The sequence below is a fragment of the Flavobacterium paronense genome, assembly GCF_030409795.1.
Classification (GTDB): Bacteria; Bacteroidota; Bacteroidia; order Flavobacteriales; family Flavobacteriaceae; genus Flavobacterium; species Flavobacterium paronense.
The window spans coordinates 759356-773003 of sequence record NZ_JAUFQN010000019.1 but is presented as its reverse complement, the minus strand read 5'-3'; the positions used below and the strand labels follow the sequence as shown (position 1 = coordinate 773003).

Genomic DNA, 13648 nt, shown 5'->3' with positions numbered 1-13648 from the left:
ATTTTTCTACTCTTAAACTAATAACCGATAACCAATAACTGAAAACAGATAACTGAAAACTAACACCCAATCGATTGGTATACGAAACCAATAGCTTTCAATTTATCACCATCTAAAAGATTTCTTCCATCAAAAACAAAAGCAGGTTTTAACATACTGTCATAAATTTTTTGCCAGTCATAGTCATTAAACTCGTCCCATTCTGTTAAGACTGCAATAGCGTGAGAATTTTTACAAGCGTCGTATGCGTTGTTATAAGAAGTGATATGTTTTTCGTTTTCTGATGGCTTTCTGGTGTCTAGATAATCCAAATCGGAGAGCACTTGTTTTAGCGCAACTTTAGGATCATACAAGGCAATATTAGCTTGTTCATTTATTAAATCGTCGGCAACATAAATAGCCGCAGATTCTCTGGTATCATTGGTGTCTTTTTTGAAAGCCCAGCCTAAAAAGGTTATCTTTTTACCCGAAACGGTGTTGTAAAGTGTTTGCACTATATTTTTGGAGAAACGTCTTTTTTGATGATCATTCATGATGATTACTTGTTCCCAATAATCGGCCACTTCATTCAATCCGAATGCTTTTGAAATATAAACTAAATTTAAAATGTCTTTTTGAAAACAAGAACCTCCAAAACCAACGGAAGCTTTCAGGAATTTTGATCCAATTCGGCTATCCATTCCAATAGCTTTTGCTACTTCATTTACGTTGGCTTCTGTTTTTTCACACAATTCAGAAATAGCATTGATAGAAGAAACACGTTGTGCCAAGAAGGCATTAGCTACTAATTTTGACAATTCAGAAGACCAAACATTAGTTGTTAAAATTCTATCCTTTGGAACCCAATTCGCATAAACTCCAACCAGAGAATCGATAGCTTTTTGACCTTCAGGCGAAGATTCTCCACCTATTAAAACTCTATCCGGATTTAATAAATCCTGAACCGCTGTTCCTTCTGCAAGAAATTCGGGATTAGAAAGAATTTGGAATTGTACACCATTCCCAGTATTATCTAAAATGCTCTTTAATGCTTCGGCTGTTCTAACGGGTAATGTTGATTTTTCAACTATTATTTTATTGTTTTTGGCTACTTTGGCAATTTGACGGGCACAAAGTTCGATATGTTTTAAATCGGCAGCCATACCTTTTCCTGTTCCATAGGTTTTGGTTGGTGTATTAACCGATATAAAAATTAAATCAGCTTCTTCAATGGCTTTGTCGACTTCGGTAGAAAAAAACAAATTCTTACCACGAACATTGCCAACCATTTCATTCAATCCTGGTTCGTATATTGGAATATTGCTAACATCTTTATCATTCCATGCTGCTATTCTGGCTTCGTTTAAATCGACTACAGTAACTTTAATATCTGGACATTTTTGTGCTATAACTGCCATAGTAGGTCCACCAACATAGCCTGCACCAATACAACAAATATTTTTAATTTTCATTTCTTTCTATTTTTATTCCGCTGCGCTCCATACAATTGCTTCGCCAATTCGCTAAAGCTTTGTGTCGGCTACGCCTCGGGTCTATATTCTATTCTCTATATTCTGGAACTCTATTTAAACAAATCTATAATTGATAACTAACAACCGATAACTGATAAAGTCTATTTTAAATTACTCCAATACCATTTCACAGCTTCTTTTAACCCATCCTGAAAAGAATATTTCGGACTATAATTTAATAATTTTTTAGCCTTATCAACGCTTGCCAAAGAATGAGGTATGTCGCCTACTCTATTTGGCCCGTGTATTACTTTTACATTTGAAATTGCTGAATCAAATTCAGACAAGTATTCTTTTAAATAAGAAACCATATCATTTAAAGTCGTTCTGTCTCCAAAAGCGGTATTGTAAACGGTATTAATCGCTTCCGGATTTTTAGTTAACATGGCCAATTCATTCATTTGAATAACATTGTCAATATAGGTAAAATCTCTTGAAAAATTCCCGTCACCATTAATAACCGGACTCTCATGCTTTATAAGTTGCATTACAAATTTTGGAATAACAGCAGCATAAGCTCCTTGTGGATCTTGTCTTCTTCCAAACACATTGAAATAGCGTAACCCAATAGTTTCAAATCCATAGGTACTGCCGAAAATTGCTGCGTATAACTCATTTACATATTTGGTAATCGCATAAGGGGAAAGTGGTTTCCCAATTTTGTCTTCCACTTTTGGCAAACTCTCTGAATCTCCGTAAGTGGAGGAACTTGCAGCATAAATAAATCTTTTAACACCTGCGTCTCTGGAAGCCACAAGCATATTTAAAAAGCCGGAAACATTTACATCATTTGTTGTGATTGGGTCATTTATGGAACGAGGAACAGAACCTAAAGCCGCCTGATGCAAAACATAATCAACACCTGCCACCGCTTTTCTACATTGTTCCAAATCTCTAATATCTCCTTCTATTAATTTGAAATTTTCGTACTTTAAAAAAGGTTCAATATTATGTTTATGACCTGTCGAAAAATTATCAAAACAAACTACAAAATATTCTTTTGATAAAAAATACTCGCACAAATTAGTACCGATAAATCCAGCACCGCCTGTAATCAATATTATAGTTTTATTTTCCACCTTTACTGAATTTTTTTACTATTCGATACTTCCATTTTGCAAAAAATTCTTTTGGTTCTTCTTCTTCATGGTAACCGCTGCCGTAGCCGTAACCGTATCCGTAACCGTAACCATAACCGTAACCATAACCAACACCGTATTTAGCTTTATTTTCATAGCCATTAAAAATGATACTTACATTAACAAGTTCACCTCGTTTGGTTCTGTTATTTAGTAGTGTCAGCATTTCTTTTTTAGTGAAATTTTGTCGAACAACATATAAGGTTACATCGCAAAATTGAGATAATTCTAAAGCATCAGATACTAATCCAACCGGTGGTGTATCAAGAATTATATAATCATACTTTTTCTTTAATTGTTCCATCAGGTCTTTCATCGCCTCTCCCAGAAATAATTCAGAAGGATTAGGTGGAATTGGACCAGATGTTATAACATCAAGAAATGGAATATGTGTTTTTTGGATGACTTCATCAAGTGTTTTTTGTCCAATTAAAAAATTAACGGCTCCTAAATCATTTTTTATATTAAAATCATCAAATATTTTAGGTTTTCTTAAATCCAATCCTAGTATTATGGTTTTCTTTTCACTCAATGCAAATACTGTTGCTATGTTTAAAGAACAAAATGTTTTTCCTTCACCACTGACAGAAGAAGTTAACATCAATGTTTTCGAACCATCAATATTTTGTTTTTTGTATAAAAATTGTAATGAGGAGCGAATAGCCCTGAATGATTCAGAAAGTGCTGATTTTGGTCTTTCCAGAACCGACAGATTACTTTCTGAGTGTTTTACGCCAACGATACCTATTAAAGGCAATTGCGTCTGTGTAGAAATATCATCGATATTCTGAATAGAATTACTAATAAAGAAGATGAAGAATACTAATATTAACGGAATTAATAATCCCATAAAAAATGCCAGTACGTAGTTCACACCCGTTTTCGGACCTAGTAATCCGCCACCAACATCTTTGGCAGGGTCAATAAATTGAATGTCTGATAGGTTAGCGGCTTTTACAATAGAGGCTTCGCTTCTTTTTTGTAGAAATGTGTTGTAAATGTTATCACTCAAATTGTATTTTCTGGATAACTTTAACCATTCTTGTTTGTTTTCAGGAAGTTTGCTTATTTCGCTTTCTATTTCAGCTATTTTTTGATTGGCCACATTTAAGTCATACAACAATGTATTTCTATAAGTAGACTCGTTTTCAAGCAGCACTTTTTTAACTGATTGTATTTCATTGTCTATTCTCTCGTATGAAAAGGCGCCTTTTACAGAATAAGCCAATTCTGAACGTTCAATAGACAGTGCTATTAATTTAGAAACATTTGTGTTTATGTTTGGTTCATCAATTCCTGCAACAGTTGGGGCCGGTAATTTTGAAAAATCAACACTTCCTTTTAAATAACTTTTTAATGAATTCAGGTAGGCTATTTTTCTATCTACACTTGCTTTTTGAGCATCAAATTGTATTAATTGACCATTAAAATTTTTACCTCCTTCTTCAATGTCAATTATACTATTATTTTTACCGAAATTCTTTAATTCATCACCCGAATTTTTTAATTGTTCTTCCATTGAACCTAAAGTTTCATCAATGAAATTAATAGTGTTTTCGGCAAATTTGTTTTTATTATCTAATTGTCTTTTAATTAATACTTCAACTGTAGTATTAAGAAAATCGACCATTCTGTCTTTATTAGTGCCTTGAAAACCAATTTTTAGAATTGAACCGGCTTTGTCATCAAAAAGAACCGTCAATCCCATGCAACTTGAAACTGTGTTATCAAACGAGTTAAACCTAACTAATATCTCTTCATTAAAATTATTATTATCAAAGTTTGATGCCACTAGTTTCCAATGAAGAAAAGGCAGATTAACATCTTCACCAAATTTATAGATTGCTTTGAATTCTTTATTATCAATAGGAATTATATCTTCTTTATTATCAATATATCTTATAACTGGTGCGCTATTTGATTGAAAGGGTATGGTTATTTGATACGAATTAGACGAAACCATTTTTACCTTTACAAACTGTCCAAATAATTGGTTTTGGTTTTTATCTAATATAACTTTAAAGGGAACCTGACCATAAACATCTTGCAAAAAATATTTTGTTTGTTTAAAATAGTCAATATAAAATTGCAGTTTGTCAACCACTAATTCATTATGAGATCTTGATTTTAATGATGTTGAAATCATCTGAACTTTATCTGATGTTCCGCCCCAATTAAAAACCAAACTTGTAGTTGAAGTAAAAAGAGGATTGTTTGCTTCCTGAACCGCTATGGTAGTTTCAATTCCGTATATCTTTTGTTTTCTGACGTTAACTTGATGGGCAATTGAAAAAGCTATAATTAAACCCACTACAAACCACTTCCAATAACTTAAAGTTTTAATTAAAAAACCTTTAAAATCGAAACTGCTTTGATTATCAAAAAAAGTAAAATCTTTAACGTCTAACATGAAAAATAGTATTAATTTCTAAGTAACAGAAAAGTTGTTGTTGCTAATGATAATAAAGTAATAATGGTAGTTAGTGACTCTATGCCCGTTTTCCCTGTACCCCATGTTTTTTGTTTCAAAGGATTTACTAATATATAATCATTGGGCTGGAGATTAAAAGCAGGCGATTTAACTGCATTAGCGTCTGTTAAATCAATACTAAAAGTTTCATTCCCATTTGGAAATCTTCGTATTACTTTTACATCTTTTCTATCACCCGTAATATTAATGTCACCAGAATTGGCAATGGCTTCCATTATGTTTACTTTTTCCTGATACAGTGTTTTTGTACCTGTGTTACCTACTTCACCATTTATGGTATATTTAAAACCAGATAACTTGACAACAACATAGATACCAGCTTCCTCTTTAAAATATTTATCCAAAAGCATCTTTTCAATTTTAACTCGGACCTCTTCTGTTGTAAAACCCAAAACATTCATTTCACCTAGTATTGGCAATCTAATATTGCCATGATCATCAACATAATAACCGCTGAAATAACTGCCTTGTTCTGAAGATGATCCAACACCCGCTCCTTGAGAACCATTAAATATTGAAACTAATTTTGAATCAATAGCTTTGATAGTGATATTTAAAATATCATTCGTTTGAAGTCGATATGGATTTTGATTTAAAGGAGTTACCACTTCATTGACAGCACTTTTTTTATCTTGTAAATAAATCAAATCTTTTTTGGGTATGCACGAAGTAACTATAACGCTTAACAGTAGTAGTAAATATATTTTGGTTTTATTCATTATTTTAATTAAAAAATTAGCAAACAAAGATAGTTTTTCAATTCTAATTACAAAAATGTAGTTTGCTATTATTTTGTTATATATTTTTTAGGGTATTTTCAAAGGGTACCCGATTCAAAATACTCCTTCCTAAAGTAACCTCATCAGCATATTCTAATTCATCACCAACGGCAATTCCTCTGGCAATTGTGGATGTTTTTATCGAATACTCTTTGATTCTTTTGAAGATATAAAAATTCGTTGTATCACCTTCCATGGTTGAGCTTAGCGCAAAAATTAATTCTTCAATTTCTCCAGATTTTACTTTTTCAACCAAAGAATCAATATTTAATTGACTAGGACCAACACCATCTATTGGAGATATTTTACCACCTAAAACATGATAAATTCCCTTAAATTGGTTCGTATTTTCAATAGCCATAACATCGCGAACATCTTCTACTACACAAATAATTTTGTGATTTCTGTTTAGATTATTGCAGATTTCGCAGATTTCAACATCAGAAATATTATGACAACTGGCGCAAAACTTAATTTCTTCACGCATAGTTGTTAACGCATGTGATAAAAATTGGGTTTGCTCCGTAGGCTGTTTTAGTAAATGCAAAACCAATCGCAAAGCCGTTCGCTTTCCAATTCCGGGTAATTGTGCCATTTCGTTTACCGCTTTTTCAAGCAATTTTGAAGAAAATTCCATTTGGCAAAAGTAACTAATTTGAAAATTAATCAATTTGAAAATTTGAAAATTAACGCTTATCATTTTCAAATTTTCAAATCTTCAAATCGAGACATTAATTTTTGTATTTTGGCAACAGTAAAAACCAAACCTATGTCACCAACAACCATTCTGATCATCATCATTATTTATTTTGGCTTATTGATATTGATTTCCAATTTGGTCAGCAAAAAAAGCTCCGACAATGATACTTTTTTCAAGGCTAATAAAAACTCAAAATGGTATTTGGTTGCTTTTGGAATGATAGGAACAGCCTTGTCTGGTGTGACTTTTATTTCGGTTCCCGGCGAGGTTGGAAATCCTGATTTACAGTTCAAATATTTTCAGTTTGTTTTGGGAAATGCGCTTGGTTTTATAATCATTGCCAAAGTCCTGCTTCCACTTTATTACCGCATGAATCTGACGTCGATTTATGGTTATATTGAACAGCGTTTGGGCAGTATAAGTTATAAAACTGCCGCTACTATTTTCCTAATTAGCAGAACAATTGGTTCTTCTTTCCGATTGTATTTAGTTGTGATTGTTCTACAACGGTATGTGTTTGATGCTTTTCAGGTTCCGTTTGCTGTAACAGTTTTAATATCACTCGGATTAATCTTTGCTTACACGTATCGCGGTGGATTAAAGACCATAATTATTACCGACACCTTACAAACATTCTTCCTGGTTTCATCTGTGTTTTTAACCATAATTTTTGTTTGCCACAGCCTGAATTTTAGTGCTATAGAAGCCTTTGAAGCGGTAAAAAACAGCAATTACTCTAAAGTCTTTTTTTATGAAGATTATTTAAAAGGCAACTTTGTACTCAAACAAATTCTGGGCGGCATGTTTGTAACCATTGCCATGGTTGGACTTGACCAGGATTTGATGCAAAAGAATTTAAGCTGCAAGAACATTGGTGAAGCGCAAAAAAACATGTTTACGTTTACTACCGTTTTTGTGATTATCAATATTTTCTTTTTGAGTGTTGGTGCTTTGTTATATTTATATGCCGACAAAAATGGTATCGCAATTCCAATGGTTGATGGCGTGGCAAGAACTGATTATTTGTTCCCCGAAATTGCTTTTAAACATTTGAGTATTGTGCCGGCTATCATCTTTTTATTGGGACTAACAGCTGCTACTTTTGCCACAACCGATTCGGCTTTGACGGCTTTGACAACTTCGTTTTGCGTCGATTTTTTGGGTATGGATAAAACTGAGAATCAAAACAAACCCAATATTATCAGAACACGTCATTTAGTGCATGTTGGCTTTTCAATGCTGATGTTTTTGGTGATAATTATTTTCAATTCGCTGAATGACAAGTCGGTTGTCACGATGATTTTTAAAGTGGCAAGTTATACTTATGGACCACTTTTGGGATTGTATGCTTTTGGGTTGTTTATGAAATCAAAAACGGTGCACGATAAGTTAGTGCCTATTATTTGCTTGCTTTCTCCTGCAATTTGCTTTATAATTAGTAAAAATTCAGCAACGCTTTTTGGCAATTATGTAATCGATAACGAACTGATTATTGTCAATGGTTTGATTACATTTATTGGATTACTTTTAATTAGTAAACCGGCAACGGAAAATACACGTTATTAATACTGATTCGTCGCCAATAAAACCAACGTACACGCTACTTCGACTTTAATTCCGTTGCTTTGTAACAACTGATAAAATTCAGGATTCTCTGTTCCCGGATTGAAGATAACCCGTTTTGGTTTGGTTTCTATAATGTAGTTATAATAGTCTCTTTGACGCAACGGATTTAGATATAACGTCACCGAGTCAATTTTGGTAAGCGGAATTTGTTTGGTATAAATTTTAACTCCGGCCACTTCGCCCTGATTTTGACCAATTGCCAATACAGTATGTCCTTTTTCGACTAGCATTGTAATCGCTTTGAAAGCATACCTGTCCGGTTTTGTTGTAGCACCAAGCACTACCGTTTTTTTATTTTTCATGATTTAATTTCTTGGTGTCAAAGATAATGGTAACTTTATATTTAGGGGAATTTATTTAACTTCTATTTAATAATTAAAGCAGGACTCCCGAATTACCTTTGCCAAAAAAACAATGGAGCTATTTATTTTTCTATTAGCAGCCCTTTTTTCGGTTCTGAATCCCATCGGAACCGTACCCATATTTGTTAGTTTAACGCATGATTATACCAAAAAAGAGCGCTCTCGTGTTTCGCTTTGGACCGCTATTAACGTCTTTATTATTCTAATCATTTCGTTCTTTGTCGGACAATATGTTTTAACCTTTTTTGGTATCACAATTACAGCACTTCGAATTGCTGGTGGCATCATCATTGCCAGTTCGGGTTTTTCTTTGTTGAACGGTAAATTCAGTAAGAACCGCGGTATTGATAAAAAAGTACAGCAGGATATTGAAAACAGAAATGAAATCGCATTAACACCATTGGCAATGCCCATGCTTGCCGGACCCGGTTCTATATCCTTATTAATCGCTTTTTACCAGGAACACAACTCTACCTCTGATATTATTATATCTTCGGCTGCTATTTTTGTTGTATCTATTGTTATTTTTTTGATTTTACGCAGTGCTGATTATTTGGCAAAAATACTAGGGCAATCCGGAATTGTAGCTATTTCGAGAATCATAGGTTTTCTGACTATCGCTATTGGAATTCAATACATTATCAGTTCCGTTTTGAGTATTGTCAGAGGAATTTAATTAAGTACGAATTGAAAATTACAAATTACGAATGGGGATTTTTTTGTAACGGAATGGTCTTCTTCCTACTTCATTCGACCTTTGTTCGGTATTTGTTCGCAAAAAAGGCGTTTAGGGTAGTACAATACCGAACAAAACCCGAACAAAACCCCAAGGAGATAGTACTAAAAAAACCCAAATTCAAGACAGAATTTGGGTTTTTTCTTTTGTGTTGTCAATACCAATTATTCTTTTGGTAAAAATATTTCTGCCATCATACATCTGGCACTTCCGCCGCCGCAAGCTTCGATAGTGTCTAAACTGGAATGGATAATTTCGACGTGTGCTTCGAGTTGGGCTATTTGTTTTTTGGTCAAACTCTTATAGGCTGATTCACTCATGACTAAATATCTCTCGTCGTTTTTCCCTTTTACTTCAAGCATATTTCCAGCAAAGTTATTGACTTGCTCTTCTGTAATGAGAATAATTTCTTTATCGTCGCCACGAAGACTGTCAAGAACCATTTTGCGTTCTTTTTTATCATCGATACAATCGGCACAAAGTACGGCAAACGTATCTCCAAGACACATCATAACGTTGGTGTGATAAATCAATTTTCGTTCCCCATTAACGGTTTGAAAGGCTTCAAAAATAACCGGAGTCAATTCGAAATCCTCACAAAATTCAATCATTACTTCTTCGTCGGCTCTTGGTGAAAGTGCGCAATAGGCTTTTCCGTTTTCTCTGTCAAGTAGTAAACTTCCGGTTCCTTCCAGGAAAACACCATCTTCTTCTGCTGAAGTGTAATCTACAATTTGGTTAATTTTAAAACCTTCGTCTTCAAGAGTATCGAGTATGTCTTCTCTTCTTTCGGCACGGCGGTTTTCGGCAAACATAGGATATAATGCCACATCGCCACTTTCGTGAAAGGAAATCCAGTTGTTTGGGAAAATACTGTCTGGTGTATTAGGCTCTATCGTATCTTCTACAACGATGACATTTACGCCTACTTTTCTCAATTTGGTAACAAAAGTATCAAACTCTTTTTGCGCTTTTGAGTTTACTGTTTCAGGTGAAAGTCCGTCAAGTACTTTTTGGTAATAATTGTTAATTGCAGTTTGCTCATTCATACGAAAAGCTACCGGACGAATCATTAATATGGAGTTTGTGGTTTGTTTCATTGTTTCTGTTATCAGTTGTCGGTTATTGGTTATTGGTTTTCTGTTATTGGTTTTCTGTTATTGGTTTTCTGTTCTCGACTCTGTATTTTTAACTTATCAGGAAAAAGATAACGAATAACCGAAAACCTTTAAAACTAATCTCTTATTAAAGGTAAAGTTGAGCATCGTAAAAGTCCTTCCTGCTTGGCTATTTCTGCGTATGGAATTTCTTCGACAATAAAGTCATTTGCCCGAAGCCAATTGTTTAATCGGGTAAATTTTTGTTCAGAAACCACTACATTTTCAGCAATAGAAAACACATTGGAATTCATGTCGTACATTTCATCACGGGTTATGTGGAATAGGTTTTCTTTACCAAAGAGGTTAAGCAAAAAAACATAATCTGCTTCTTCACGGAAACCACTTTTATAAATGATACCTTTATTTTTTCCGACCGGTTGAAAGCAACAATCCAAATGTAATGCATTGTCACGAGCTTCCAATTTTGATTTTACTAAATCAAATTCTTTGACTTTCTTGTTGGGGAATAAGTTTTTGATATAATTCACTCCCTCAATATTGGTTCTTGCCGTAATGTAATCTTTATAATCAGAGCCTTTATAGGTTCCGATGAAAATATAATCGTTCCAAAGCATGACATCACCACCTTCAATATGCACTTCTTCGGGCAACGTAATTACTTTCGCGGGATTTATTTGATCAATAACATATTGAATAGCATCATATTCTTCTTCTCTATTGGGCAGAATATTAGCTTTTATAAACACATCTCCAATAACAAAACCGATATCACGAGTAAAAATCTGATTACAACCTTCAATCATTTGAGGTCGAAAAACTTGTACATCATATTTTTTAAAAACCTGATTGAAAGCTTCCATTTCTTTAACCATATCGGCTTCTACTGGATAGGTTCCTGCTAAAATATGTTCTAATGATTTTGGGTCATAGGCTTCTTCAGCAGTAGGTGTCGGACCATTATTTAGTGCTGAACCTAACACAACTGCTCGTAGTCGTGAAGTTTCGTTATTTACATTTAATTGTAACATAGATTTGCTTTTGGCATTACATCGTAAGTCTGCTTACGCTTGTTTGAGCAAATATAAAGAAAGCAATTCGAAATATAAATTATTCTTAATTTTAAGTTCTTACTTTACTGATTTCATAAAAAAAGCTCCTCAAAAATGAGAAGCTTTCCTAAACTAAAACAATAATCCTAACTTTCTAATTTTTAATTAATTTTTTAGTGTATACTTTTCCGTCATCAGATGTAACGTTAATTATATAAATTCCATTAGCATAGCGACTAACATCTACCATGGTTTTATCTGTTTTTTCGAGATTTCTTTCATTAACCACTTTACCATCTATGGTTGTGATGCTAATCTTATCGAACTGGGCATCTTTCATTATAATTTCGATAGTGCTGCTTGACGGATTTGGCACTATAGCAAAATCTCTGGAGACTTTTATTAAGTGGATTGTTTCTTCTACAGTTGCTACTTCGGTGTTTCTTGGACTTGCATTTGGCAGTTGTGTTTTATAAATATAGTTTGCCGTACAGCCTTCGGGATAAGCCGAGAATTGCGCACCTAAAACGGCTTCAAAACCTGGGTTTAGTTCGACGTAATTCGCTGCATGATATACTACTCCATTAGATAAAACATTGTCGCCAACGGATACAATATTTGTCGCTTTAATCCAATTTGATCTTTCCTTGTTTTTTAATGGTAGCGTAGCCAAATTATTGACATCATCTGCCGGAGATGCTAAGGTCAATGTGGGCAGACAACAATCTATAAAAGTGACATCCGGACCAATATTGGCTGAGTTATCCGATATCGTGTATAAAAATGTTCCCGCGGGACAATTGATAGTAAAGTTGGCATCAATCTGGAATTCGAAATCACCAGTTGGATTTGCGCCAAAAATACTCGGTAAAACGTTAAAACAAAAGGTATTTGCTGTAAGTTGAGTTGGAGCATTTATCGTTCCGATGACCGTACCGTTTTGGGTAATATTTAATATCATTGAACTTAATGTAGCATTGTAAGGTGGCGAATAAGTTCCACAAACCTGAATAGGTGTATTACCAATGGTATCTGGACAATTAATATTGGTTGGGTTTGTATTTAGCGCTCCCAACTGCGGGAAAGCACATACAGAACCACAGATATTATCAATATAAACTGTTCCAAAATGCGCCGATGGCTGGCAATCGCTTATAGTAAATTCGATTGTTCCCGGTTGGTTTAGAATTTCACCAACATTCAATCGGGCACAAATCCAATCGGTATAAAGCACTCTTCTTTTACTGTTTACATAAATTACATTAAACAAGCAGTTATCGGGATTGGCAACTATGCAAATTTCATCAACAACATTACCAAATTGATCTAAAGCTCTAACTCTAAAAAAGGGTTGAATTGGTTGACCATGAGACGGTTTATTGTCCATTATCAACGAAAAATTAAAATCAATTGTTGCTTGATTTATATTCGGAAAATAACGTGAAACGGTGGTAATATCAGAAGAACCAAAACCTTGTTCATTATTTAGTTTGATACATTTGTTTCCACCGGCTGTATACAAAGTTGGAATGTTTACCCCTAAACCCGCTAATGTTGGATCAAACTGCTGGTAACCAGGGCTAGTATTATCAATTAATGTTGCCGCTGCATTAAAATCGTTGGTTACCGGTGTTACAACATTTAGCGCTGTTGCTACTGATGGTGTAGCGCAGGAAAGAAAAAAAGCTGTTCCTGTAGCTGGTTGTGGATGTGCATCAGACCAAAAAGAATAACCTGCTGTATCATTTTCAAAATCACCATTCACACATTGTTGCTGCACTGAAATCGGAATCCCTTTAGCGAAATAGCTATCTTTTCTATCCGGATTTTGAACAAAAAACAACTTTCTTAATTCATAAATTTTAGTGTTTACTATTGCTTTATCTAATTCTTCCTGAGTAAACTCATCTTGCTCTTCTGCTCTGAGATGTGCAATTATATCATCATTAATTTCTTGAGATAATATATAATTATCAAAATTATCATTGATAAATTTCTTAATCTCTACTTCGATTTGTTTAGCACTTGAAATTCTATTGTTTTCAGAATTCAAATACTCATTGAGCTGTGCTGAAATGTCATAAGAATTAAAACAAATAGCACAAACTATTAGTGTTTTTAGTATCTTATACAT

Annotated in this window: 11 protein-coding genes; 2 read left to right on the top strand and 9 right to left on the bottom strand. The window is 33.9% G+C overall.

What is annotated here, in order from left to right; genetic code table 11:
* Positions 1-59: 59 nt before the first annotated feature.
* The 5 genes from QWY90_RS04875 to recR form a co-directional block, all read right to left on the bottom strand.
* On the bottom strand, positions 60-1451 hold the full coding sequence (locus tag QWY90_RS04875; RefSeq protein WP_290284742.1) for a UDP-glucose 6-dehydrogenase: 1392 nt from the start codon (positions 1449-1451) through the stop codon (positions 60-62).
* 161 nt (positions 1452-1612) lie between these two features.
* Positions 1613-2590, bottom strand: coding sequence for an SDR family oxidoreductase (locus tag QWY90_RS04870; protein WP_290284741.1), 978 nt, complete (start codon positions 2588-2590; stop codon positions 1613-1615).
* Positions 2580-5060: a polysaccharide biosynthesis tyrosine autokinase gene (locus QWY90_RS04865; RefSeq protein WP_290284740.1), complete on the bottom strand. Its 2481-nt coding sequence runs from the start codon at positions 5058-5060 to the stop codon at positions 2580-2582. Before QWY90_RS04865 ends, QWY90_RS04870 begins: the two co-directional genes overlap by 11 nt.
* A gap of 11 nt (positions 5061-5071) precedes the next feature.
* A complete protein-coding gene (locus QWY90_RS04860) occupies positions 5072-5860 on the bottom strand; it encodes a polysaccharide biosynthesis/export family protein (protein ID WP_290284739.1) in 789 nt (262 codons plus the stop codon).
* A 76-nt stretch (positions 5861-5936) separates the two neighbouring features.
* Positions 5937-6557 (bottom strand): recombination mediator RecR, encoded by a 621-nt coding sequence (recR, locus tag QWY90_RS04855; RefSeq protein ID WP_290284738.1) that lies wholly within the window; start codon positions 6555-6557, stop codon positions 5937-5939.
* Between the two features lie 132 nt (positions 6558-6689).
* Here recR and QWY90_RS04850 point away from each other — a divergent pair, with 132 nt between their 5' ends.
* The gene (locus tag QWY90_RS04850) at positions 6690-8186 is read left to right on the top strand and encodes a sodium:solute symporter (protein ID WP_290286930.1); all 1497 of its coding nucleotides are present in this window, start codon (positions 6690-6692) and stop codon (positions 8184-8186) included.
* Here QWY90_RS04850 and QWY90_RS04845 read toward each other — a convergent pair.
* The gene (locus tag QWY90_RS04845; protein ID WP_290284737.1) at positions 8183-8548 is read right to left on the bottom strand and encodes a CoA-binding protein; all 366 of its coding nucleotides are present in this window, start codon (positions 8546-8548) and stop codon (positions 8183-8185) included. The two genes, QWY90_RS04850 and QWY90_RS04845, sit on opposite strands and share 4 nt — an antisense overlap.
* Before the next feature lie 112 nt (positions 8549-8660).
* Between QWY90_RS04845 and QWY90_RS04840 the strand changes: the two genes are divergently transcribed.
* Entirely contained in the window at positions 8661-9284 is a 624-nt protein-coding gene (locus QWY90_RS04840; RefSeq protein WP_290284736.1) for a MarC family NAAT transporter, read from the top strand.
* Between the two features lie 224 nt (positions 9285-9508).
* On the opposite strand, the gene ctlX is transcribed toward QWY90_RS04840, so the two are convergent.
* The 3 genes from ctlX to QWY90_RS04825 all read right to left on the bottom strand — a co-directional run bounded on the left by ctlX (position 9509) and on the right by QWY90_RS04825 (position 13648).
* On the bottom strand, positions 9509-10444 hold the full coding sequence (gene ctlX, locus QWY90_RS04835) for a citrulline utilization hydrolase CtlX (RefSeq protein ID WP_290284735.1): 936 nt from the start codon (positions 10442-10444) through the stop codon (positions 9509-9511).
* 134 nt (positions 10445-10578) lie between these two features.
* Positions 10579-11493 carry a dimethylarginine dimethylaminohydrolase family protein gene (locus tag QWY90_RS04830; protein WP_290284734.1) on the bottom strand — a complete coding sequence of 305 codons (915 nt, stop codon included), beginning with the start codon at positions 11491-11493 and terminating at the stop codon, positions 10579-10581.
* A 175-nt stretch (positions 11494-11668) separates the two neighbouring features.
* Positions 11669-13648, bottom strand: a complete 1980-nt coding sequence (locus QWY90_RS04825) for a T9SS type A sorting domain-containing protein (RefSeq protein ID WP_290284733.1) — start codon at positions 13646-13648, stop codon at positions 11669-11671.